We start from the raw sequence: 23,235 nt of genomic DNA on the forward strand, positions 1-23,235 counted from the left end.
CCGCCAGCGTTCGTCCTGAGCCAGGATCAAACTCTCCATTAAAGTAGTTCTTGATCAAAGCTTCAAAACTTGCTTGGCTAGTGTTTCTATCAAACATTTTACTGTTCAGTTTTCAAAGATCATTTTTCATTGCCGTCGATCATTTTCTCTCGCCGACAAGAATTAATTCTATCAGATTCTTTCGCTAAAGTCAACATGTTTTTTGAAAAAGTTTTTTCTTAACTTCTTTAACATCTTGTCTTTATTAGCCTCTCGTGAGGCGACAAGAAGTATCTTATCACGTCCAATACAGCTTTGCAACCCCTAATAATATATTCATATATTTCAAACTATAAAAGGAATGAAAAGAGACTCTAATAGATTATCCATGCCTTCAGAATCTCTTTCCTATTAAAATAAACAGCATGATATCCCCACTTAGTCTATTGTTTTTTTAATTGATTTATCATGTACACTTGTTCAATTCTTAAGGTAAAACCTAAATCAAGAAGTAAAGCATAAAGCCCCGTTTCTTCATATACAACCATATTGGTATTTCGTTCTATATTTTCTAATTCAGGACTTAGCACATATGTCAGCAATTCCTTCGTGATAACGTCCCTTTCCTCTCTGTCTAGTTGAGGATTCATTTCGCATTGCTGTAAAGTTATCCCTTCCATTTCGCCTGACTGATTAAACATTCTTCGGTATAGTGCATAGCCCACACATTGTCCTTCTTCGTTATAAGCAATTACCGATTCGCCATCCTGAATTCCCATAGCCTGAGCTTGATAAGGAGACCATATCTGATAAAAGGGGATCGTTAACGCCTCAGCAGCCATACCATGTTTCAAGATATATGAATGGGAAGGCTTATCTGGAATGATCCCCTTCTGTAGTGCGCCGCGTTGTTTCACCAAGACAATTCTGCCTGCAATCTGATACCCCATTTTTTCATAAAGAGATATCGCACTTCTATTCTCAGCAATCGCTTCTAAGGTAGCAATGTCTATATTTAGTTCCTCGTAGATGCTGAGCAATTCTTTCATCATCAGCTTCCCTATTCCACGTCCACGCCACTCTGGTTTGACTGCCGTTCCGCCATTCCAGGCCACCTTTTTCCCTTTGATCATACGCCAGCTGGTTAGAATAAACCCGATAGGCTCCTCGTCCTTACACGCTACAATAGATAAATCAGGAGAAAGCTCATCCTTACCTAAACGTTTCAAAAAAGAATCAGTATCAACCTGAATATCAACGAAATATTCAGAAAACCCTACATTCCAAAGCCGCACCGCTTCGTCAAAAGTCAGATGAGTCAGTCGTTTAAAAGTAATCATCTTCATCCCCCTTTAATCAATCATAAGCTACTTCAAAAGAAACGATGCTTCTAAATTTGTAACTCTTGCACAAAACAAGTTTATTCTCTCATTAGATTCTTCTTCATTCAATAAAAGCCGGATAAAGAAACTTATTTATCAAAAAAATCAAAATAAAATTCACCCGCTTCGCTTCATGCCTGCTGAACTACCCCACAGCCTCGGCTTACAAATTGATACACACTATCGGTAAGCTCCATGAGATCGTAATTTTGATCGTTCATGACCCAATTCGTCATCAAATCATCGACAACGCCAAAGACCATTCTACGAGTTACTTTAATATCCAAGAGTGGGTCGAATTCTCCATTCTCAATTCCCAGCTTTAATATCTTATCAATCATGGACAGATAATCCTTTAGAATCTTGTTGATTGTGCGCCGTACCTCTTTATCAGAATGCCTTAATTCTAATTGCGTTACCATCGCAAAATGAGGATTATTCGAGAATCGCGAAAAATGACCTTCTACAAATACTCGCAGCTTATCGGTCGCTTTGCTCGCCCGATCTATATCAGGAGACATTTCTTCTAAAAACTCTGTAATTTTATCTTCAAATAACGACAATAAAATGTCTTCCTTATTTTTAAAATATAAATAAACAGTACCGTCAGCAACACCAGCTCTTTTAGCAATCTTTGAAACGTGAGCCTGTTGAAACCCGTTTTCGGCAATAACGACAGTGGCAGCTTCTATAATCTTTTTATATTTCGGTTTTAATTTCCGCACGTTAACCCCTCACCTATTGATCCTGCTATTTATCAATCTCCCATTATTTTAGCCTATCATAACAGGCCTATCCCAACAATGCTTATTACATGTAATGCCAAAGGACCAATATCCCCTAGAACCATCCTATCTTTATACCCCTATGCAGCAAATCCTTGAAAGCAGACAAAGCTCTATAAAGGTACGTTGCCCGATATGTAGGAAAAGCCAGAAATACAATAAGTAAAAAGTCTTCTCCTGAATGCAGAGAAGACTTTTATACAACTATAGTAAAATGACATAAATAACCCCAAACAAACTGACTATACCTAATCCAAATAGTAGAGCAATTCCTTGAACGTCCAAATTCTGCTCCTTCCACCAAAGCTGCGCATATCGCTGACACTGACAGCGAATCCACTCCATAGACAGTCCCCCTTTCTCTCAACATATTCATTAGAGAAAAAGAAGGGCTAGACGTTTATCTGATAACGTACACCTATCTTTCCTTATGCTTGCGGTTCCTTCGCATAATGGTCAACTATTTGCTCACGTAATGCTCGTTTTAAGAATTTGCCTACAGATGTTTTTGGAATCTCTTTTACAAATAGGACATCATCTGGTAGCCACCACTTGGCAAATTTAGGTTTCAAATAGGCAAGCAGCTCTTCCTTTGAAACGCTTTGTCCTTCTTTTAATACAACGCACGCGATTGGTCGTTCTCCCCATTGCGGATGAGGTACACCCACGCAGGATGCCTCCGCTATAGCCTCATGACCCATCAGCGCATTTTCCACATCCACAGAAGAAATCCATTCTCCCCCACTCTTAATTAAATCCTTCGTGCGGTCAACTAGCTTCACAAATCCCTCTGCATCTACAGTCGCTACGTCTCCCGTATGTAGCCAGCCATCTTGGAATGTTTCTTCACTCCGCTCATCTTTATAATAGCTATCCGCAATCCATGGGCCACGAATTAACAGCTCGCCCATCTCTTTACCATCTGCCTTCACTTCTCCATTCGCCCCCACTATCTTCATCTGAAGGCCAGGAACCAATGTTCCCTGTTTGCAGAGGAAATCTAATTTTTCTTCCTCCGATAGATTTTCTTCCTGATAGCTTTTTAGCTTAGAGCAAGTAACTAACGGGCTGGTTTCCGTCATCCCATAGGCAACATAGAAGGGGATATTAAATTTTTTACGATACCGCTCTACTAAACTGCGAGGAGAGGCAGATCCACCGCAAACAACGGCTCGCAAACTGGAGGTTTCATATCGGCCATTCTCCAATTCCTGTAAAAGACCTAACCAAATCGTCGGCACTCCGGCTGTAATGCTGACTTTTTCTGTTTCAATCAAATCAGCTAAAATCTGAGGCGTAAAGCGCGGTCCTGGCATCACTTGCGTACAACCAAACCAAGTCGCTGCAAAAGGGAAGCCCCACGCATTTACGTGAAACATTGGAACTACTGGCATTGCGATATCTTTTTCAGCTAATCCTAGTGTATCTGCTAGCCCTATAGACATAGAGTGTAATACAATTCCGCGATGAGAATAGATAACGCCCTTTGGGTTCCCTGTAGTAGCGGACGTGTAACACATGCCTGCTGGATCTCTCTCTTGGATGTCAGTTGGATATTGATAGGAAGGGTCTGCTTCTTTTAATAGCTGTTCATAGGAATAAAGAGGTTGTAGATTTGAGGCAGGCAATTGATCGTGATCAGTCATCAGTACAAATGCCTTTACAGTGTGTAAGTGATCTTTTATCTGCTCGATTAAGGGAAGAATGTCATCGTCTATCAACAGAACCTGATCTTCTGCGTGATTAATGATATAGATGATATGCTCAGGAGATAAGCGGATATTAATGGTATGCAATACCGCCCCCATACTAGGAATAGCAAAGTAGGCTTCTAAATGTCGGTGATGATTCCACGCTAGAGTTCCTACTCGTTCCCCGCGTTTAATACCAAGTGTTTCAAGCGCACTGGCCAAACGTCTTGTTCTTTCTCCAATCTCCGTGTAGGTAAATCGATAGATACCAGTAGATGTACGTGATATTACCTGTTTTTTGCCAAACATTTTTTCTGCTCTTTCCATCATAGGCGCAAGTGTTAATTGTGCATTCATCATCGCAAACTCCCCCTATTCTATTTACTTTTTGGGACCGGAGCTCTTCTAGTTGCACGAACCGCCTGCAAATGTTTGCTTCTGAATATTCATTCTTGCTCATTCTTGTTTTTCCTTTCCCAAGCCTTAAAGAAAGTTGTAGAATAGTACAGATAAACAATTGTATATTTCTACCACAAAGGAGAATGTCAGCTATGGATATGATCGTTAAAATTTCTACAGAACAGCAATGGAATACTGCCCAAGAGCAAGGTACATACCTACATCCATCCCTAGACACGGAAGGATTTATTCACTGCTCTACTCCGGAGCAATTCGAAGGTGTTGCTAATCGAATCTACAAAGGACAACAACATCTGCTGCTCTTAGTGATTGATCCTACTCGGCTTAGCTCGGAATTAAAATATGATCTAGCGAAAGACGGACAATTGTATCCACATATTTACGGTCCTCTTAACCTAGATGCCGTCATTCGAGTAATATCGTTTTCATCTGACAAAAAAGGATATTTTTCCCTACCTGCCGAACTCTCTTCCTTGTAATGAAAGTAAAGTTATTAGAAGGGAAGTGTCAAAATGAACCCCGTTCAAAATTTTTTTGTCAAGCAAGTACCATTTGCTCAAACAATTGGAGTTACCATCACACAATCATCACCTGGTGAAGCATGTGCTAGGCTCCCCTTTTCACCTTCTAATGTAAATCATGTCGGCACCATACATGCTGGTGCCCTCTTTACATTAGCTGAATCAGCCGCTGCTGCTTCCATTTTGTCCACCTTTTCTGACTTAGTTCCTCATATTCTGCTACTGGTAACCAAAAGCTCTGTCGAATACTCTGCACCAGCTCAAGGTGATATTGTAGCGATAGCTTCTATTTCCAAGGAGACAGAACAACTGGTTCGTAACACACTTAATCAGCCCGGCGACCGGATACGTTTTACAGTACACACAGAAATCAAGCGAGAAGGAGCCGATGAAATAAGTGCATTGGCTCAATTTGAGATGTATATGAAACGTAACGAAGTCGATAGACAATAGGCTATCAACGTTACTAACACTGGATGAGACAGGTCGTGAATGATATGAATTTATTTTCTTCCGGTAACGATACGTTATTTCAGTCACTTATTGCCGAATCTCCGTTAGGCATCATTAGCGTAGCGGATACTGGTCACATCCTTAGCTGCAACCATGCAGCCAGTAGCACGTTTGGCTACCGGGAAGAAGAGATCATCGGCAAATCTTTTCCTATTTTATTTCCAACCATTCATGGATCTACCTTTCATTCTTTATTTCAGCAGGAAAACCAATCTATTCCCACGTACAATCAGGAATGGATTGGTCTACACAAGAATGGAGCTAGCTTTTCCATAGATGTACACACAACAATCATCACAAATAATACTCCACGAATTCTTGCTATCTATATTAAACAAAATCAGGCCCAGAAGTCTGACCTTTATCAATCCTTGTTTGAGCAGAATCCTTTCCTTGTATACTCTACAGATTTGCAAGGCAGAATTTTCAGTTTAAATCATGCGAGCGAACAGATTTTAGGCTACTCCGCACATGAATTAATCGGCCGTTCTTATCAGGATTTAATGATGTTTGAGGAAGATCGCACCGCTGAGAGTATCCGATTCCGGCGGGTTCTCCAAGGCGGACATTACAAACTAGAAATCCCCTTTTGCAATAAACAAGGACATCTTGTCTACATTTGCCTGATCAGCTTTCCTAAAGTATTTGAGTCACAGGTAGTAGGTGTCTATTTTATGGGATTCGATATTACCGCTAGAAAACAAACAGAACGCGCTCTCATGATGGCTCAGGAAGACTTAAAAAATACGCTTCAGATGCAAAAAGGCATGACCTTTAAATTCATTAAGTCTGGCAAGGAATTTATTTATACAATGGCAGATGGCGAATTGCTGTATCGTCTAGGTCTAACACCAGAATATGTAGTAGGCCGACGTATGCAGGACGTCCTCCCTTATTTGCAAAGTAAGCGAAGCTACTACGAAAGGGCTTGGCAGGGAGAGAGTGTTACCTACGAAGAAAATGTAGTAGGTGTCTGCTATGTAGCCTCCTTGCGTCCAATTGTCCGCAATGATCGTGTAGTCGAGGTAATCGCTTCATGCATTGATATAACGGAACGAAAAAAAGCAGAGGAAGAGCTACGTTCAACTAAGGATTTACTGGAATCTCTGTTTACCAACTCAACCGATGCGATCTATGTCTTAGATTTAGATGGTACTGTGCTACGAATTAATCGAGCTTTTGAAAAAATGTATGGTTGGAGTAGTGAAGAGGTAATTGGTCGACCTTTGCATGAATTTTTGCCAAATGATTCTCAGCAAATGATCTTTGTTTGCCGTGATAAGGAAGAAAATAATTACATTACCAGTTATGAAACACATCAAGAGCGAAAAGATGGTAGCAAGCTCTATGTCAGCCTGAGCTTATCTCCTATCCATGATGTAACTGGAAAAATTGTGGGAACAGCAGCTATTTCCCGAGATATAACAGAACGAAAAGCAACCGAGCAACTCCTGCTTAACTCTGAAAAATTGTCTGCTATCGGTGAACTAGCTGCTGGGGTAGCCCATGAAATTCGCAACCCTTTGGCAGCGTTACGTGGATTCGTACAATTGCTCCGTTCATCCGTAAAGGATTATCAGCCTTATTTTCAAATCATGCTGACGGAATTAGATCGTATTAATATGATTGTTAGCGAACTATTAGTTCTTTCAAAGCCACAGGTATTACGTTTACAACGGAAGAGCCTACAGCAACTGTTAACCAGCGTTGTTTTGCTGTTACAAACACAAGCCATTATTAGCAACGTCCAGGTGCTATTGGATTTTGGTGATGATGATCCTTATGTAGAATGTGAGGAAAATCAATTAAAACAAGTTTTTATCAATTTACTTAAAAACTCATTAGAAGCAATGGATAATGGTGGCATTATTCAAATTACGGTAAGTACAAAAGAAGAAAGTACTTATATTCAAGTAGTTGATCAAGGCTGTGGAATTCCCGACGAGCTTATCTCTCAGTTAGGTCAACCGTTCATCTCCACAAAAGAAAAAGGCACTGGGTTAGGATTAATGATTACACAAAAAATCATTAAAGAGCATCGTGGTAATTTGTCGATTAGTAGTGAAGTGGGCAAAGGTACAACCATCACAATCCGATTACCGCTCGCTCAATCCTCCAGCCTCTAAGAAAATAGCGGTCAAACTAACTCGCTTTCATGCCAGAATTACAAGCTTTTTTGGTGTCTCCTCTATGATCAATGAATTAGAGCCGATTTCGCCAATCTTGTAAGAGTAAGAGGAACGGCTCTTATTTTTAACATCCTTCTAATAATTAATCAAGAACAAGTATTGAACAAAAGGCTTCCATGACTTAAAGTAAAGATAACGTTTTCCTTTTTTATACTCAAATGGAAGAGTGTGCTCCAGTTTTTTAGAAGGTAGGGTGGTTTTTTTACATGAGTAACTTGAAAGCTCTCCCGTTCTTTTCCTCTGTATCGCATCAGGATATTCTTGATCATCTACCAACAGGAGTCATTCAGATCGATAGTAGAGGAATCATCGTTTATACGAACCATGTTTTACTCCAATGGATAGGGTATGCTGAAACCGAATTGATTGGTAGGCCGTTGCAAGAGTTTTTTCCTGACTTTACATTAAGAGACTGCGAAGAAGAGGCATCTCCTGTTGAACAGCATTATGAAATCAACACGATAGATAACGGCTCTCTTTATGTCAAAGCACTCATTCAATCCTACAGAAAGCAGGGCCAAACGACTCATCTCCTCCTTATTAGAAAGTTGGGCAAAAAAACGAAGTGGCGTGGAATTTTCGAAAAGTTCAAACAAAGCAACTCACACCTTTCACCTGATGATGCTTACATGACCCTAGATATTACAGGAGCTTTTCGGGATGTCAACGAGAAATGCAGTGTAATAACCGGATACACGGAATCTGAATTATTACAAAAAAACGTCTATGACCTACTACATCCAGATTATTGGACTGAAGCAAATCATATCTATGAACACCTTCAAACAGGGACTCCGTTTGCAACTACTCTTTCCATCCGGCATAAAAAGGGACACCCCGTGTGGCTACAGGTTATGTTTCTTCCCTTGCTTGCCTTTGATCAAATCGTTGGGATGCACGGAATCGCAAAAGAGTTTTCACACGAGCATATGTTAGAAGAAGCGTTATGGGAAAGCCAGCTTAAGTATCAAATTCTAGCAGATTATACTTCTGATCTCATCACTTTTCTAGATTCACGCGGTAAAGTAGTCTTTGTTTCCCCCTCTCATGAAACGATATTCGGACATCCTCTGCAAGACTACTATCAACAACACCCATTTGACTATCTGCATCCTGATGATATCCCTCATTTGCGCAAATGGTTTCATCATATATATGAAACAAAGCAAGTAGATGCTGATCCTATAGAATTACGGGTCAGGAATCATGACGGACATTTTCTCTTCATTCGTAATTCCTGTATTCCTATGCTTAGTAAAGACGGAGACATTCTGGGCTTTGCCCTCATCGGAGAGAACATTCATCATCAAAAACAAACCGAAAACCTTTTACAACAATCAGAAAAGCTTTCTCTGATTGGCGAATTGGCTGCGGGCATAGCTCATGAAATTCGTAATCCGCTTACGGCACTGCGCGGATTCACTCAGCTTTTGCAGACCCATCCTGAAGACAGCAATAAATATACAGACATCATGCTAAAAGAATTAGATCGTATTCATTTTATTGCAAACGAATTATTACTGTTAGCTAAACCACAGGGATATCAATTAGCGCCAAATGATATCTGCTCCTTATTGCAGGATGTAATTACATTATTAGAATCCCAAGCTATATTAGCTAATGTCACGATCTCTACTCATTGGGAACTGGATATCCCCTCTCTTCTCTGTGAACCCCGTCAGTTAAAACAAGTATTTATCAATATCATCAAAAACAGTGTAGAAGCCATGCCCGCTGGAGGTTGTATTCATATTGAAGTAACAAAGCTAGAGCATCATGTAGTAATCCGCTTTTCTGATGAAGGCTGTGGTATACCTCTGTCTACAATAGAAAAAGTAGGCAAACCATTCTATACAACCAAAGAAACCGGAACTGGGCTTGGTCTCATGGTTAGTTCCAAAATTATACGTGAGCACAATGGTACTCTTCAGCTACGCAGTGAAATGAATCAAGGAACTACCATTGAAATTACTTTACCCTACATGCCAGAAGTAACAAAGGAATGATAGAAAACGTGGGTTCTTTCCTTTTCAAAGACAGGAGCCTGATCCTAGCCCTGCCCTTGTATCGTGTTATTATAAAAAAATCACTCCCTAGTCCATATAAATTAGGGGAGTGATTTTGCTTGCGTCGAAACGCCGTTTTACTTCTTCGCGTCTTCCTCGAAGACAGGCTGTTCAATTTTACTGATGTATTTAATATCTGCATTTTTCACTAAAGTATGAATCCATTGATCAAAAAACTCTTTTTTGTGCTCGCTCATTGCCTTCTCTTTTACTTTATCTTTTACATTCTCATAAACAGCGTTATCACCAAATTCGGATTTATGCTGTTCAAAATATTTTTTTATTTCTTCGTCTTTCAATGGAATAGATGTAGCAAAGGCCTTCTCAGAAAGCTCGCTCATCTCCAAATCCTTACGCATGTCTGCTTCTGTAATTTTCTTGCGTTTTAAGAACTCTTCAAATTCTTCTTTCGTTCCCCAGCTTTTCTTAATCTGTTCTACTTCAGCATCTATTGCTTTTTGGTCAACTTGTACCCCAAGCTTTTCCGCTTCTTGTCTTATAACAATTTCTTTGATTGCATTTTCCATAACCTTTTGCTGACCTTTAGGGGTAAAGCCATTAATGACACGATCTTTTGTTATTGCCTCTCCGTTAACAGTAGCTACTGCTGGTTCTTGTGTTTCCTGCTTACCTGTCACACCTAGTATAACTAAACCTACTACTAGAATTGCAATAGTAAGCATGGTTACGTCAAATTTTTTCATCATTCTACTCCTTTTGCCATTCTATACTTTCCTTCCTAGTCTTCATCTAGTGTAACATAAAAGAAATAAGAACTTGTGTAAAAAATATGGAATCCTTGTAAGAAACTCAAACAAAAAACAACCTAACCGTGTCAGGTTGCGTAAACTTCTCCTGTTATGTTTTCTTAGGAAATACCGTAATCCTACGAATGACGACGTAGCAGTTGAAGTTGAACAATGTAGGTATCTAGCTGCTGGCTGATATGTACTACCCGCGAATCGACAAAATTACCTTTTTCTTTATAAGCTTGAATCATATCCGATCTTAAAATTTCGATTGTTGACTCTAACGTTACTTCTTCCATAACACCCTCCACACTTATACTTTCCTTACTAAGTATAGGTATGTTTCCAATTCTTTACTAGTAAAACCTTTCGACTTCCCATGTAAAAACATGCGAGAGCTTGTCATAATTACTCGTATTTCACTAATCAAAAAAAGTTTATCGATTGTTCCTTACCTATTTTCGAGAGAAAGCGCCAGCATTTCCTAATAAACAGACACTTTCGACACTTTCCCTCTCGTTGCTTATATTATCCTAATATATTCCAAATAAATCAATCTATTAATTGTTTTAAATGCTCGCTTCGATCCCACTCTTTTTGTAAAAGTTCCTCTAGATCACTAACAGACCCCTTTTTATACAGATCGTGTTTAACCATTCTTCTGACTCCATGCGGAAAAGCTAAGTCATGATACATGATCCACTGATCCGCTTGGGATAAAGCATTATTAGATAAATATTGGTCTATTAAAGTAGTAAAAGCTTTTCTGCTCCATCTAGCCTGTTTTTTTACAAGCAAATTAACCAAACGTTCCAAATCCTTAGAAGGAAAATCATGACGTGTAAATTCCCAATCAATCACCCAAAATTGCCCTCGACGCTTAAAAACATTTCCCCGATGAAAGTCCCCGTGACAAATCCACTGTTCAGCAACAGATCGGTATTTCAAATTAGCATAATAACTAGACCTCTGTAATGCTTGGTAAATCTCATAACCGGCCATCTGAAAATAGGGGAGATACTCGCACATCACCTGTTTTCGTTCCGAGGAGCTGTTCTTGTTTTTTTCATACCAGCGTTTCAAATAATACAGACCTGATTGATAGTGTTCATTCCAAGTATCCAATCCCATGTATTTTGGGCTCATGGGGGTGCTAAAACCATATGATGCACGATGCAACTGCCCTAATAAAACACCGCGCTCCCATATATTTTCTACGCTGGTTTCTCCCATGTCCGGATCAGTAGATGGATCACCATAAATGTATTGTTGCATTAAATAATATTGATTGTTCCAGATAAAATAGCGTTTTCCATCAACTGTAGGTAAAACATTTGGAATAGAAATACCCGTACTCCGAATTTGATCCTCTACTGCCAAGATAAACTGCAATCGTTCCTCATCCAGAATGATCCTCTTCAGGACGTAGTCTCCCTTTGACGTTTTCAAATGGATTACGATCGTTCTTCCCGTATCATGCAAAATATCCGTTTCTAGGATTTGCATACAATACGTATGTTCCACGGCTTTCCTTAACTCCGTGTTCAAAAGAATCACATCCCATCTGTTCATTCTCCTTCATCATACGCCGAGGGAATAGGAACGGATGGTAAAATGGACGAAAATAAGCACCCATTTTTCTTTTAAAAAAACTCTCCATCACTTAACGTGACAGAGAGCTTAAAAAGGTAAGATGTGTAGTTGGCATTGGCTTGGGTTGAAGCAGAGCTTGAAGGGAAGCTTTAGGATGGATCTCCATGCGACGAAGAGTATACATTCCTTGCTTTGGAATTGTCTTACTCGGAACAGTGGTAAATGCCATCTTATATCCCACTTCACGTACCGTTGGCAGCATGGCACGATTAAATCCTCCGTATGGATAAGCAAGAATGTCTATTTTTTTATGTAGTTTAGCCTCAAGCATGGCCTTGGACAGAGCTAATTCCTGATAAACAACATCAGGCGGTAGCTTATCTAGGTGAGCATGCGTCATTGTATGTGATTGAAAATCAATTAAACCACTGTTGTGCATTTCCTTTATGTGATCCCAAGTCATAAAGGAAGGTCTTCCTACTGATCCAGCTGTAACAAAAATTGTCGCTTTTTGCTTATATGCCTGAAAAATAGGATACGCAATCAGATAATTGTCGTCATATCCATCGTCAATTGTGATCACTACAGACTTGTCTGGCACCTGCTTACCTTCATTATAGTATTGAAGTAATTCAGTTGCTGTCAGAGTCTGATATCCTTCGTCATGCAACCATTTCATTTGTTCCTCAAACTCTCTAGGAGGTACACAATAGGGATTATCCGGCTTATCCGCAATAGAATGGTAGATCAATACAGGAATACCCTTCATTGAATATACAGCTCCCACAGAAGCTGGAAGCATGATTATTAATGCAATTACTTGCAAAAATAAAATTGTTTTCTTCATCAAAACCTCTCCCATGGTTAAAAATTACTCTTTCTGTTTGGCTTTCGCTTTTGCTTTCCCCACTTTTAACCGTGCATGCATTCGTTCCAGTTCTCTCTCTGAACGAATGTAATTATGTTTGAGCAATAGATATTGTTCAATTTCACTTAACAAATAAAAGAGCGAGGCCCTCACTTCAAATTCTTCACGTGTAACAGGCAAAGGCTCTTGGCGTACACGTTCTCTAATTTCTCGAATGCCATCTAAATATACATATGACGTATTGCCTGGATGTATTTTTACACTCAGCTCATCGAGAAAATCAGCAATCTGTTTTCCCTGAGGAACCTGTAAAGAGAGGCCTGAGACAATAGGCAGCATTCTCTCTAAAATATCGAATTGCTTCTCCCGTATACCAAAATAACGATAAATGGTTGATTCAGGTCGCAACAAATTATTTTCAACAATCAGTAAGGAAAGCTCTTTTGCTTTTTTTATCAAGACAGGTGTTTCCACCATTTCTGACCCTGGCCATCCATCTTCTCCATGGCGTAAATAGCCTGCCAATTCCTTTAAAATTACAGAGAAGTTTTTTTCTACTTTTTGCTGAAGCTCCCATAATTCCTTATCTTTGTTAGGCATATATAAATTCATCAGGAGCCCCATTCCTATACCGATCGTAACCAATTGTAATTCATTCCATAAGAAGCTCCAGCTTAAATCCTGCTTCAAATAGATATGTAACATAATAACGCAGCTGGAAATAAACCCCTCAATTACACGTAAGCGTACTAATGTCGGAATAAAGATCAACATCATCATCGTGATTGTGAAAGCATGAAATCCAACCCATTTAAAAAACAGAAGGCTGAAAACCATGGCGACTAAGCATGCGATAAATCGATCAATGGAAACGCTAAGCGAACGCTTTCGCGTAATTTGAATGCATAGGATCGTTAATGTACCCGCTGACGCATAGAACTCTAGTCCAAGTAATTGAGCAAGAAAAATTGATAATCCAGCACCAATTGCTGTTTTCAGTGTTCGGTAACCAATATACGGCATCTATTGCCCCCTTTCTTCCTCTTCTCCTCACTATACTATAAGCTTTTTCCTTTATTTGAAAAAGGACAGAAAAATCTTTTTCGAGCAAATAAAAAAACGGAGTGACAGGTAAAGTCTCCTCCGTTTGGCATTTCGATTCGATAATCCTACTCAATTTCAAACTGTACCGAAACAGTTGTTTCTACTTTAATTTGTCCAGGAGCGATTGAACTACCCTTAGCTGCTGAGTCCTGCATCGATAATTCATTTTTCGCTAGGATATAGGGACGTTCTACAACATTGCTCTCTGAAATGGTCAGTACTTTTTTCACTGTCACTCCAGATGCCTTGGCTAGCGCTTCTGCTTTAGCTTTTGCATTTTGAACAGCTAGTGTTAAGGCTTGCCCTTCATATTTGACTTGTTTATCTGTACTTAACTGAACGGAATCAATTCGATTAGCTCCGGCTGCTGACAGCTTATCCAACAAATTACCAATCTTATTGAGATTTCGATATGTTACTTTTACAATATGCTGGCTTTGGTAGCCTGTCAGGACAGGACCCGCTTTATCCTCGTAATTGTATTGTGGGCTAGTTGCAAATTGAATGGTTTGAATTTCTTTTTCAGATAAACCCTCCTGATTCAGCACCTTTTCCACTGCAGCAAAAATTTTTGCATTCTTTTCCTGTGCTTCCTTTGCTGTTTTCGCATTCGTCTCTACTCCTACTTGGAGATAAGCCACATCCGGGTCAATAGAGATACTACCTACTCCTGTCACATGAATGTTTCGAATAACCTGTGCCTCTTGAGCATGTGCGGCAGGTACAGCAGCCAAAAAACTTCCACCTGTTAACAATCCAAGTGTCAGAAATGACGCTACTACTTTATTCATTGCTTTTTTTCTCATGATTATTGCCACCTTTCACTCATGCGCTCGCTATTTCAGCATTCTGCCAATATACGCATTATCTGAATACCTGCTTTGACGAACCTATTGTTGAATTCGTTTCAACAGAAAAGATCACGCACTGCCACGTATGATAAACTTCAACGGTAGCTCTACTTTTTTAGTGACAATTTTTCTCTCCTTTAGCTTGTTTCTCCGCTCAAGAATCTGGTCGATAAATAACTGAAAAGCGACCTTGCCTGCTTCAAAACTAGGTACATTCATCGTGGTTAAATCAAGAATGCTTGCCAACGGTAAATTATCAAAGCCAATAATAGCCAAGTCCTCAGGAACACGCCATCCTAGTTTTTTTGCTTCTGTTATCATACCTGCTGCTGGCAAATCACCTGCAACCATAATTGCTTGTGGACGTTCCTTTAGCCGGGCTACTTGCTGCACAACCTGCGAACCATCCTCCATCTGATAGCAATTTTCAAAAATCCATTCTGGTCGAACAGGTTCTTTCAAGTCGGCAATCCCTTCTAAATACGCCTGCATACGTTTTTTTCCGTTATGAGTGCCGCTTGTCCCAAGAGAAAAGCCAATTTGTCGATAGCCTTTTTCCACTAAATAACGAAAGCATTCCTGCGTTCCCCTGTACCGATCAACATGTACATAAGAGATGACTTCACTGTCTACTTTTTCGCAAGCAACGATCGGTCCGTAGGAAGCATACGACTCTACCATCTCCCATTTGCCTTTTCTGGAAACAATGATCACTCCATCTATTTGCTTGGATTTAAGCATATCCAATACGCGCTTCTCTTCATTTTGATCATAATTGGTCTGGCATAAAATTAATCGGTAATTATTCAGCAATGCTTGTTCGGCAATTCCCTCCAGCACCATTCCAGCAAAGGGATGATTGACAAACGGCAATAGAACCGCCACCATTCCTGTTCGCCCTTTTACTAGATGAACAGCGTTACTATTTGGCGAGTAATTAAGCTTATGCACAGCATCCCAGACTGCCTGACGCTTAGCTTCCTGCACATAGGGATGATTGTTAAGAACGCGTGAAACAGTTGTAATCGAAACACCTGCTAGCTCGGCTATCTGTTTTATATTAGCCATGTGTCATCCCCCCTCTCTCCATTTTAAAATAAGCTGAGAATAGTTGCCATGTTCACATAGCTTGAAGAGAATCTGAAGAATTCTCTTGACCTGAAATGCTTTTCATACTGTAAGGTTTATCTTGTTAGTACCATCTGGTGTCGGCGTGACCGTTGGGCGTTACGACACAGTGGTATCCCTTAGATCAACTAGAAAAAGCGGAGGAAATTTACGTGGAGAGAAAAATCGTATTTTTTGATGTAGACGGAACCTTACTTACTGAAGATAAGCAATTACTGACAAGCACTCGCGATGCGGTACGTCGATTGCGTGAAAATGGAATCTATACTGCTATCGCTTCTGGTCGTATGCCTAAGCAATTAGAAGACATATGTAGAGAATTAGACATTCATTCTTATGTTTCCATAAATGGTCAATATGTTGTATTTGAAGGTGAAGAAATCTATAGTAATCCAATAGCGATAGAGCAGCTAACAGATTTAACTGATCTTGCCAACAAACACGGTCATGTCCTTACTTATGTAAATCATGAAATGCTATGCGCCAACCATCTTAACGATCCTCTTTTGGACGTAATTTATGGTGAACTACAATTGGCTAAGCCTTCTCTTGACCCTGATTTTTATAAGAAAAATCCAATTTATCAAAGCATTATCTTCTGCGCACCTGAGCTTGCTAAGGAGTATATGGAACGCTTCCCTCAATTTGGCTTTATTCATTGGCATGATTATGCCTTAGATATTATTCCATTGGGCAGCTCCAAAGCAGTCGGCATCCAAAAAATGCTGGAACACGGTCATTTTTCCCTTGAGCACACCTATGCCTTTGGTGATGGCTTAAACGATCTAGAAATGCTGGAAACCGTTGGACATGGTGTAGCCATGGGCAATGCCGTTTTGGAAGCAAAACAAAAAGCTCGTTATGTAACAGCAAGCTGCAATGAGGATGGGATTTCCAAAGGTCTCTCTATGTTAGGATTACTAGACTAATTGATTAAAAAAAGCTTCCTAAAAAAGCCGTTTTCTCTTTATACAGAAAACGGCTTTTTCTCCTATTGTCTTGTTACCTGTTTTATTTTATCCATCATCTGATTCGGTGTTAGTCCGTTTAATTCAGAAATTCCAGATCCCTCTAGAGCCACCGTTTTGCCCCCAAAAACAGGGTAGATTCCTTGCCATTTTTCTACGGTTGTGTAGGTATTGGAATCCATTTTTTTTAAGAATAAAAAATATTCACCATCCCCAAGTGCCCCTGGATACTGTAAATTTAAAGGGTCTCCTGCATCAGGCTTAGGCTCCAATCCATAAAATACAAGCCGGACTTGTCTCCCTACGCTCCCCTTCAGTGTTGCTTTTACTTGAAAGGTTTGTGTATATTTGACAACTTTTCTTCCTTGTACAGTTTGATTCGTCGCTTGTTCATGAACAGCCTCCAATGCTGTGGCACGAATGATTGCCTGAGAAGCATTGGTTAGTTCCTTGACAGAACTAAATTTTATTTCATTTTGGATCACCTGTACGTGCTGTGCCTCCTGAATAGATCTCCCCGTATCTGCGCCCCATTCTGTGTATCCGATCATTAATACCGTAAGCATCCAACTGCTGTACCACATGTTGTGCCTCCTGAACTTCATGTTTGCTGTTATTATGTGTTAGGACAGTATGAATATATACGATAGTTCTATGTAACCGGTTACACCCTAGAAGCATTTACCCATTGAACCTGCCATTCTTGATATTTATCTGCCCATTCCTCAGGTATTTCGCTATCACAAATAACTGTCTGAATGTCTTTTATATCTGCAATCTTATAAAAAGTCTGTAATTCCAATTTAGCCTGATCACACAGCACAATGCATTCCTTTGAATTCTCCATAAATTTGCGAACCAAAAAAGCTCGTTCGGCATCATGATGGCTCATTCCTTTTTGTAAGGATAATCCATCTACACACAGGAAAGCCTTATCTGCATGGAAATATTCCATCATTTTTTCTGTCATCAAGCCGCATACACGTGCATGCTTTTGATGGACCTTTCCACCTAAAAAGTAGATATCTCCTGTAAATTCGTCCTTTTTCTCCTGAAGAAAAAAGGCTTGCAGTAATCGCACAGAGCAAGTAATGATCGTCACGTCTTGTTTTTCTAATAAGTAGGGCAACATATATAGTGAAATGATCCCATCATCTAGAGCTACACTTTCCCCATGCTGCACCAAATTTGCTGCTGTCTGTGCAATATCTTTTACGCTGCTATAACAAACTTCTGAGTCGTCTTTATAAGAAAGCAGCTCGATGTCTCCGCTTACTTTGACGGCTCCCCCATACACCCGCCTGAGCCTCTGCTCTTGTTCTAGCTCTTCTAAATACCGACGTACGGATTCTGAAGAGACTTGTAGCTTTTCTACTAGCTCAGTTGTTTTTACTTTTCCTTCTTGTTGTAGTAGTTCTAAGATGAGCTCCTTTCTTTCCTCTCCCACTAATGACACACGAACCGCCCCTTTTTCGCCTCTTTTTGCTATTGTAACCCAACTTTTGTTTTTCAGATAGACTTTTGCTTAGATCATGGAGAAACTCTTACTAAAAATAGCCGACAAGCACTTTTGTAAATGTTTTCTCCTATCATACTTGATAAACAAACACTTTACAAACTTTTGTTTAAGTGATAAACTTTTGTTTGAAAGGAGGAGTGTCACATGGATAAAGAACAACAAATCTTGCACTATATCCGTTTGAATCCCTTCATCAGTCAACAAGAATTAGCCAATAAAATGGGAATTTCCCGCTCAGCCGTAGCAGGGTATATTGCCACTATGATGAAACAAGGCCAAATCAAAGGAAGAGCCTACATTTTAAAAGAAGAAGCTTCCATCACTTGCCTTGGGGGAGCCAATCTGGATCGCAAAGCTCGCAGCAAACAACAAGTCAAACTGCACTCTTCCAATCCAGTTAGCATCTCTCAATCATGTGGAGGAGTAGCCCGAAACATTGCTGAAAATTTGGGACGCCTTGGTTGCGTTACCTCTCTTATTACTAGCGTAGGCAATGACAAAGAGGGTGAATGGGTTCTTGCAGAAACCAAACAGCATGGGGTAGATGTTAGTCAATCCTGGATGCTCTCCTCTGAACAAACGGGTACCTACACAGCGCTACTAGATGTAGATGGTGAAATGTTCGTTTCCCTAGCAAACATGGATATTTATGAAAAAGTAACAACTGAGATGATCGCAGAGAAATGGGCTCATATCGTCGCTTCCGACATTGTGCTTCTAGATACGAACCTCCCTGAGGACGTGTTGGCATACATGATCAAACGCTGTCACGATGAGAACATTACTTTGTATATTGATCCAGTCTCTTCAGCGAAAGCCAAGAAATTACCCGAATCTCTCATGGGCGTCACAAGTATTTTGCCTAACCAGGAAGAAGCTGAGATTCTTTCTGGCATGAAGATTAACAATGTAGAGGATGTAAAAACAGCTTGCCAGTTCATTCGCAAACGCGGCGCTCTCAATGTCATCGTAACCATGGGTGAACAAGGTATTTTTGTTTCTTCCCCTGAACACGAGGTTTTACTTCCACCATATCCAGTGGATGTTGTAGATGTCACCGGTGCTGGTGATGCCTTTGCCTCGGGTCTGTTGCATGGTGTTCTACACGGTGAAGAGCTTTTAGACGCTTGTCGGTTAGGTCTTGCTGCATCAGCTCTGACATTGGTCACAGAACAATCTGTCTCTCCCGAATTACAGCCGGAAAAACTATATCAGTTCGTAAAGGAGAATGCACAATGAAAAACTACTTAACTTTTACTGAAGAGGTTGCACATGCTCTAGAAAATAAATTACCGATCGTCGCTTTAGAAACAACTATTATCTCTCATGGCATGCCGTATCCGCAGAACATGGAGATGGCGAAAAAGGTTGAGCAAATCATTCGCGATAACGGTGCTGTGCCAGCTACGATTGGTATCATGGATGGTAAAATTAAAATTGGTCTTACTGATCAAGAACTAGAAGAATTCGCTACTAACAAATCCGTCGAGAAAGTAAGCCGCCGTGATTTCCCTTATATCCTTGCATCAGGTAAAATCGGAGCGACCACTGTTGCCGGCACGATGATTGCTGCTGAACTAGCTGGAATTGAAATGTTTGCTACAGGTGGTATTGGTGGGGTTCACCGCGAAGGAGAGGTTACGTGGGACGTATCTGCTGACCTAACGGAATTGGCGAATACTAGCGTAGCCGTGGTATGCGCAGGTTGCAAATCAATCCTTGATATCGGACGTACATTAGAATACTTAGAAACCCAAGGGGTACCGGTTGTTGGATACAAAACAGACGAATTCCCTTCCTTCTACTCCCGTAAGAGCGGCTACGGCGTTGACTTTAAATTGGACACGCCTGATACAGTAGCTTCCGTGATGGATACAAAATGGAAGCTAGGTATGCAGGGTGGAATGGTCATCTCCAACCCTGTACCAGAAGAATCTGCTCTTCCATACGATCAGATTGAAGCAGCGATCCAACAAGCACTTGCTGAAGCGAAGGAAAATAATATCGCTGGCAAAAAAGTAACACCATTCCTACTTTCAAAAGTAAAAGAACTAACTGCTGGCAAAAGCTTAGAAACGAACATCGCACTTGTATATCACAACGCAGAGGTAGCAGCTAAGATTGCCGTTGAATACAAAAAGAAACAAAAGCAATAAGTTATCCACATCTAGTTAAATTTGTTGTAAACCATCTTGTTATAAACTCCTGACTATTTTAAAAAGGCAGTTCCAAAGTGATTTCTCTTTTGGAACTGCCTTCTTTTTATGTTAATAGCCTATCTATGATTGATTAGTAAGGACCATATCCAATGAACTGTGCAATAATGATAGCGATTCCCCCAACGACTATCTGCAAGCCAATTAGAGGCATAATCCATTTAAACCAGCGAATCCATGGAATTTTGGCTAAGGCTAGTCCAGCCATAAAATATCCAGAGGTAGGCGTCACAATATTAGTAAAGCCGTCTCCCAATTGAAAGGCTAATACGGCGGTTTGACGAGTGATACCCACCAAATCAGCTAAAGGAGTCATAATGGGCATTGTTAGTGCCGCTTGCCCACTCCCCGACGGGACAATCACGTTTAACAAGCATTGCAGAATAAACATGCCCGTAGCTGTTAAAGAGGAGGGTACTTGCTGAATCGCTTGAGCTGAATAGAACAGAATCGTATCCATTACCTGCCCCTCTGTCAGAACTAGCAAAATCGCCCGGGCCATCCCAATGATTAGTGCCCCTTCTAATAAATCTGCTGCTCCTCTCATAAAGCAAGTAACAAATTCATTTCCACTCATACGACAAATCAAACCAGATACCAACGCTAAACATAAAAAGATGGTGGCAATCTCTGAAATAAACCACCCTTGCTTGATGACACCAAAGGCAATTGTACCTAATGTCAGCATAAAGCTAAGCAGAACAACCTTGTGCTTCAAGAGAAATATTTTAGGGTCCTCGCCCTTTTGATTTTTTGCAGCCTGCAAAGTAGAAGACGCAAAATGACTATGATTCATCTCTTTACCAAAGCTATTCTCCACAAAGAAGCCTTTAGACGGATCTCTCTTCACTTTCATCGCATAACGATATACAAAGGTAACACTAACGATGTATAGAACCACGAATAGCCCAATTCGAAAGCTCATGCCAGAAAACAGTGGAAGCTCTGCTATCTTTTGAGCAACACCTATAGTAAAGGGATTAATAAGAGCGGTACTAAAACCGATTTGGGCCCCTACTAGTACAATCGCGGCACCTGTAATGACATCAAAGCCTAATGCCAAAGCCACCGGAATAAGCAATGCTAGATAGGGCAGGGTCTCCTCAGCCATCGCCATTAAAGAACCGCAGACGCCAAAGAATAGCATCATCAGTGGAACGAGCCACTTTTCCTGATTCCCCAATTTACGTGCCATGACTACTACCAAAGCTTCCATTGCGCCAGAATATGTAATAATTCCATATGTTCCTCCGACTATAAGGACAAAGAATATAATGTCGGCAGTCTCTACCATTCCTTTATGAATACTAATCAGCGTATCAAATGGATGGACAGGCTCAGATGGCAGAAAGTGAAAGCTAGCGGGATTGACCACGTTGCGCCCATCAACTTCAACGCGGGCATATTCTCCAGCAGGTACTATATACGTAAGTACAGTTGCTAATAATAAAATGCCTAGCAACAAGACGAAGACGTTTAATTCTCTAGGATGCTTGCTTCCTCTTTTCATCTTGAAAAATCGTGCATTCATGTAAAACAAAATCCCCCTTTCGCATCCGTCTATTATAACGTGAAAAAAGGAACTAACTTTTTTCAGTTCTATGACAGTTGGAAAAAGGGGGACTACTACCTATTTTGTTTCTCCAAAAAGCTCTTCATGCATCGCTTCACGAGCTGTCTTTACTGCCAGCATGATTTCTTCCTTGCTGGCTTGATCTATATGAATGCCTACAATAGCGGTAACTGTGCATTTTTGGTGTTCACAAGCTAGACTTGCACATTCAATCGCCAATTGATCTTCTTTATGACCAGGTAATGTGATAAGCTTCACTTTTACCTGCTCATCCTGCCAATAAGCGGTCGCAACTGCACCAATATGTACCACTCCCCCACCTATCAGGTAGACGATATCATCCCCCATCATCTGTCGACGCACTTCTATGTTAAACGGTCGTTTCTTCATTATGTAAACCCTCCCTCTGTCTTTATAGCTTTCATCCGTTTCATTTATTCTTTACTAACGCTACTAATTGGGTATCGACTGGTTTCAACGCTTGTCCCTCCTGCCTTACTCCCGTGCCAAAATGAACCTCCCTAACACCTGTTTCTTTTACAAAATCAGATACAGTCTCAATGGTTAAGCCGGCGCCCGCTAGTATGGTTACGTGTGTAGAAGCAGTTCGCTCTACCAACGCTTTCATCTGATCTACTGCTTGCAGGGCGCTTGACTTGCCACCAGATGTTAGAATGCGATCAATCTGTTTATAAGGCAGCAATTGTTCAAGCGCTGCTACTTGATCCTCTACCTCGTCAAATGCCCGATGGAATGTCACATGCATGTGTCCTGTTTCCGTTAATAAAGTCTCTAATGCTCGAAAATCAATGTGATGATCTGGCGTTAAAGCTCCCAGAACCACACCTGCTGCACCAAGTTCCCTGATAGTTTGTATATCTTTGAGCATCACATCTATATCGTTTGTCGTATAAACAAAGGATTGACTATGAGGACGCACCATCACACGTACGGGAATTTTCACCTGATTAACTACATTTTTTATGAGACCGTAGCTAGGAGTAAGTCCTCCTTCCCTAATACCTGTGATCAATTCCAATCGATCCGCTCCGCCTGCTTCTGCTCGCTTTGCATCATCTAGCGTAGTTGCAATTACTTCGAGTATCATGCTACCTTCACT

At 40.5% G+C, this 23,235-nt stretch carries 23 protein-coding genes; 7 read left to right on the forward strand and 16 right to left on the reverse strand.

What is annotated here, in order from left to right; genetic code table 11:
• Positions 1 to 422: 422 nt before the first annotated feature.
• From O0550_RS19110 to O0550_RS19125, 4 genes are all read right to left on the reverse strand, one after another.
• A complete protein-coding gene (locus tag O0550_RS19110; RefSeq protein WP_258427069.1) occupies positions 423 to 1,319 on the reverse strand; it encodes a GNAT family N-acetyltransferase in 897 nt (298 codons plus the stop codon).
• Between the two features lie 173 nt (positions 1,320 to 1,492).
• On the reverse strand, positions 1,493 to 2,086 hold the full coding sequence (fadR, locus tag O0550_RS19115) for a fatty acid metabolism transcriptional regulator FadR (protein ID WP_003334729.1): 594 nt from the start codon (positions 2,084 to 2,086) through the stop codon (positions 1,493 to 1,495).
• Between the two features lie 264 nt (positions 2,087 to 2,350).
• Positions 2,351 to 2,491 (reverse strand): hypothetical protein, encoded by a 141-nt coding sequence (locus O0550_RS19120; RefSeq protein ID WP_003340726.1) that lies wholly within the window; start codon positions 2,489 to 2,491, stop codon positions 2,351 to 2,353.
• Between the two features lie 83 nt (positions 2,492 to 2,574).
• Positions 2,575 to 4,197, reverse strand: a complete 1,623-nt coding sequence (locus O0550_RS19125; RefSeq protein ID WP_022585756.1) for a long-chain fatty acid--CoA ligase — start codon at positions 4,195 to 4,197, stop codon at positions 2,575 to 2,577.
• A gap of 191 nt (positions 4,198 to 4,388) precedes the next feature.
• On the opposite strand from O0550_RS19125, the gene O0550_RS19130 reads away from it, so the two are divergent.
• The 4 genes from O0550_RS19130 (at position 4,389) to O0550_RS19145 (ending at position 9,486) form a co-directional block, all read left to right on the forward strand.
• Complete coding sequence (locus tag O0550_RS19130; protein WP_003334726.1) at positions 4,389 to 4,736, forward strand: DUF952 domain-containing protein; 348 nt, start codon at positions 4,389 to 4,391, stop codon at positions 4,734 to 4,736.
• Positions 4,737 to 4,769: 33 nt separating this feature from the next.
• The gene (locus tag O0550_RS19135; protein ID WP_003340728.1) at positions 4,770 to 5,231 is read left to right on the forward strand and encodes a YiiD C-terminal domain-containing protein; all 462 of its coding nucleotides are present in this window, start codon (positions 4,770 to 4,772) and stop codon (positions 5,229 to 5,231) included.
• A 44-nt stretch (positions 5,232 to 5,275) separates the two neighbouring features.
• Positions 5,276 to 7,417, forward strand: a complete 2,142-nt coding sequence (locus O0550_RS19140) for a PAS domain S-box protein (RefSeq protein WP_003334724.1) — start codon at positions 5,276 to 5,278, stop codon at positions 7,415 to 7,417.
• A 269-nt stretch (positions 7,418 to 7,686) separates the two neighbouring features.
• Complete coding sequence (locus O0550_RS19145) at positions 7,687 to 9,486, forward strand: PAS domain S-box protein (RefSeq protein WP_258427070.1); 1,800 nt, start codon at positions 7,687 to 7,689, stop codon at positions 9,484 to 9,486.
• 137 nt (positions 9,487 to 9,623) lie between these two features.
• On the opposite strand, the gene O0550_RS19150 is transcribed toward O0550_RS19145, so the two are convergent.
• The 7 genes from O0550_RS19150 to O0550_RS19180 form a co-directional block, all read right to left on the reverse strand.
• Entirely contained in the window at positions 9,624 to 10,250 is a 627-nt protein-coding gene (locus O0550_RS19150; RefSeq protein WP_022585752.1) for a SurA N-terminal domain-containing protein, read from the reverse strand.
• Positions 10,251 to 10,432: 182 nt separating this feature from the next.
• Entirely contained in the window at positions 10,433 to 10,606 is a 174-nt protein-coding gene (locus O0550_RS19155) for an aspartyl-phosphate phosphatase Spo0E family protein (protein ID WP_003334721.1), read from the reverse strand.
• 241 nt (positions 10,607 to 10,847) lie between these two features.
• Positions 10,848 to 11,867 carry a phosphotransferase gene (locus O0550_RS19160; protein ID WP_240470242.1) on the reverse strand — a complete coding sequence of 340 codons (1,020 nt, stop codon included), beginning with the start codon at positions 11,865 to 11,867 and terminating at the stop codon, positions 10,848 to 10,850.
• 91 nt (positions 11,868 to 11,958) lie between these two features.
• On the reverse strand, positions 11,959 to 12,735 hold the full coding sequence (locus O0550_RS19165) for a polysaccharide deacetylase family protein (protein WP_035318412.1): 777 nt from the start codon (positions 12,733 to 12,735) through the stop codon (positions 11,959 to 11,961).
• A 24-nt stretch (positions 12,736 to 12,759) separates the two neighbouring features.
• Positions 12,760 to 13,779: an aromatic acid exporter family protein gene (locus O0550_RS19170; RefSeq protein ID WP_003334718.1), complete on the reverse strand. Its 1,020-nt coding sequence runs from the start codon at positions 13,777 to 13,779 to the stop codon at positions 12,760 to 12,762.
• Between the two features lie 146 nt (positions 13,780 to 13,925).
• The gene (locus O0550_RS19175; protein WP_258427071.1) at positions 13,926 to 14,666 is read right to left on the reverse strand and encodes an SIMPL domain-containing protein; all 741 of its coding nucleotides are present in this window, start codon (positions 14,664 to 14,666) and stop codon (positions 13,926 to 13,928) included.
• Between the two features lie 114 nt (positions 14,667 to 14,780).
• Positions 14,781 to 15,779, reverse strand: coding sequence for a LacI family DNA-binding transcriptional regulator (locus tag O0550_RS19180; RefSeq protein WP_003340735.1), 999 nt, complete (start codon positions 15,777 to 15,779; stop codon positions 14,781 to 14,783).
• Between the two features lie 212 nt (positions 15,780 to 15,991).
• On the opposite strand from O0550_RS19180, the gene O0550_RS19185 reads away from it, so the two are divergent.
• Positions 15,992 to 16,768 (forward strand): Cof-type HAD-IIB family hydrolase, encoded by a 777-nt coding sequence (locus tag O0550_RS19185; protein ID WP_258427072.1) that lies wholly within the window; start codon positions 15,992 to 15,994, stop codon positions 16,766 to 16,768.
• A 62-nt stretch (positions 16,769 to 16,830) separates the two neighbouring features.
• On the opposite strand, the gene O0550_RS19190 is transcribed toward O0550_RS19185, so the two are convergent.
• Both O0550_RS19190 and O0550_RS19195 read right to left on the reverse strand, forming a co-directional pair.
• Positions 16,831 to 17,391, reverse strand: coding sequence for a hypothetical protein (locus O0550_RS19190; protein WP_258427073.1), 561 nt, complete (start codon positions 17,389 to 17,391; stop codon positions 16,831 to 16,833).
• An 80-nt stretch (positions 17,392 to 17,471) separates the two neighbouring features.
• Positions 17,472 to 18,263 carry a DeoR/GlpR family DNA-binding transcription regulator gene (locus O0550_RS19195; protein ID WP_003340738.1) on the reverse strand — a complete coding sequence of 264 codons (792 nt, stop codon included), beginning with the start codon at positions 18,261 to 18,263 and terminating at the stop codon, positions 17,472 to 17,474.
• A 207-nt stretch (positions 18,264 to 18,470) separates the two neighbouring features.
• Here O0550_RS19195 and O0550_RS19200 point away from each other — a divergent pair, with 207 nt between their 5' ends.
• Both O0550_RS19200 and O0550_RS19205 read left to right on the forward strand, forming a co-directional pair.
• Positions 18,471 to 19,565, forward strand: a complete 1,095-nt coding sequence (locus O0550_RS19200) for a carbohydrate kinase (RefSeq protein ID WP_003334711.1) — start codon at positions 18,471 to 18,473, stop codon at positions 19,563 to 19,565.
• The gene (locus tag O0550_RS19205; protein WP_101669115.1) at positions 19,562 to 20,482 is read left to right on the forward strand and encodes a pseudouridine-5'-phosphate glycosidase; all 921 of its coding nucleotides are present in this window, start codon (positions 19,562 to 19,564) and stop codon (positions 20,480 to 20,482) included. The genes O0550_RS19200 and O0550_RS19205 overlap by 4 nt, the downstream gene beginning before the upstream one ends.
• Before the next feature lie 133 nt (positions 20,483 to 20,615).
• On the opposite strand, the gene O0550_RS19210 is transcribed toward O0550_RS19205, so the two are convergent.
• The 3 genes from O0550_RS19210 to O0550_RS19220 form a co-directional block, all read right to left on the reverse strand.
• Positions 20,616 to 22,073: a YfcC family protein gene (locus O0550_RS19210; protein ID WP_258427074.1), complete on the reverse strand. Its 1,458-nt coding sequence runs from the start codon at positions 22,071 to 22,073 to the stop codon at positions 20,616 to 20,618.
• A 99-nt stretch (positions 22,074 to 22,172) separates the two neighbouring features.
• Positions 22,173 to 22,505 carry a prenylated flavin chaperone LpdD gene (gene lpdD / locus O0550_RS19215; protein ID WP_258427075.1) on the reverse strand — a complete coding sequence of 111 codons (333 nt, stop codon included), beginning with the start codon at positions 22,503 to 22,505 and terminating at the stop codon, positions 22,173 to 22,175.
• Positions 22,506 to 22,545: 40 nt separating this feature from the next.
• Positions 22,546 to 23,223, reverse strand: coding sequence for a copper homeostasis protein CutC (locus tag O0550_RS19220; protein WP_258427076.1), 678 nt, complete (start codon positions 23,221 to 23,223; stop codon positions 22,546 to 22,548).
• Positions 23,224 to 23,235 lie beyond the last annotated feature (12 nt).

The sequence above is a fragment of the Brevibacillus halotolerans genome (assembly GCF_026891775.1).
In the GTDB taxonomy this organism is placed as follows: Bacteria; Bacillota; Bacilli; order Brevibacillales; family Brevibacillaceae; genus Brevibacillus_B; species Brevibacillus_B halotolerans.

What these genes read in the sequence shown, in the direction of transcription:
- O0550_RS19110 (WP_258427069.1), bottom strand. Translation starts at nt 1,319, where the DNA reads ATGATTACTTTTAAACGACTGACTCATCTGACTTTTGACGAAGCGGTG.
- O0550_RS19120 (WP_003340726.1), bottom strand. Translation starts at nt 2,491, where the DNA reads ATGGAGTGGATTCGCTGTCAGTGTCAGCGATATGCGCAGCTTTGGTGG.
- O0550_RS19125 (WP_022585756.1), bottom strand. Translation starts at nt 4,197, where the DNA reads ATGATGAATGCACAATTAACACTTGCGCCTATGATGGAAAGAGCAGAA.
- O0550_RS19130 (WP_003334726.1), top strand. Translation starts at nt 4,389, where the DNA reads ATGGATATGATCGTTAAAATTTCTACAGAACAGCAATGGAATACTGCC.
- O0550_RS19135 (WP_003340728.1), top strand. Translation starts at nt 4,770, where the DNA reads ATGAACCCCGTTCAAAATTTTTTTGTCAAGCAAGTACCATTTGCTCAA.
- O0550_RS19140 (WP_003334724.1), top strand. Translation starts at nt 5,276, where the DNA reads ATGAATTTATTTTCTTCCGGTAACGATACGTTATTTCAGTCACTTATT.
- O0550_RS19145 (WP_258427070.1), top strand. Translation starts at nt 7,687, where the DNA reads ATGAGTAACTTGAAAGCTCTCCCGTTCTTTTCCTCTGTATCGCATCAG.
- O0550_RS19150 (WP_022585752.1), bottom strand. Translation starts at nt 10,250, where the DNA reads ATGAAAAAATTTGACGTAACCATGCTTACTATTGCAATTCTAGTAGTA.
- O0550_RS19160 (WP_240470242.1), bottom strand. Translation starts at nt 11,867, where the DNA reads ATGAACAGATGGGATGTGATTCTTTTGAACACGGAGTTAAGGAAAGCC.
- O0550_RS19165 (WP_035318412.1), bottom strand. Translation starts at nt 12,735, where the DNA reads ATGAAGAAAACAATTTTATTTTTGCAAGTAATTGCATTAATAATCATG.
- O0550_RS19170 (WP_003334718.1), bottom strand. Translation starts at nt 13,779, where the DNA reads ATGCCGTATATTGGTTACCGAACACTGAAAACAGCAATTGGTGCTGGA.
- O0550_RS19175 (WP_258427071.1), bottom strand. Translation starts at nt 14,666, where the DNA reads ATGAGAAAAAAAGCAATGAATAAAGTAGTAGCGTCATTTCTGACACTT.
- O0550_RS19180 (WP_003340735.1), bottom strand. Translation starts at nt 15,779, where the DNA reads ATGGCTAATATAAAACAGATAGCCGAGCTAGCAGGTGTTTCGATTACA.
- O0550_RS19190 (WP_258427073.1), bottom strand. Translation starts at nt 17,391, where the DNA reads ATGTGGTACAGCAGTTGGATGCTTACGGTATTAATGATCGGATACACA.
- O0550_RS19200 (WP_003334711.1), top strand. Translation starts at nt 18,471, where the DNA reads ATGGATAAAGAACAACAAATCTTGCACTATATCCGTTTGAATCCCTTC.
- O0550_RS19205 (WP_101669115.1), top strand. Translation starts at nt 19,562, where the DNA reads ATGAAAAACTACTTAACTTTTACTGAAGAGGTTGCACATGCTCTAGAA.
- O0550_RS19210 (WP_258427074.1), bottom strand. Translation starts at nt 22,073, where the DNA reads ATGAATGCACGATTTTTCAAGATGAAAAGAGGAAGCAAGCATCCTAGA.
- lpdD (WP_258427075.1), bottom strand. Translation starts at nt 22,505, where the DNA reads ATGAAGAAACGACCGTTTAACATAGAAGTGCGTCGACAGATGATGGGG.
- O0550_RS19220 (WP_258427076.1), bottom strand. Translation starts at nt 23,223, where the DNA reads ATGATACTCGAAGTAATTGCAACTACGCTAGATGATGCAAAGCGAGCA.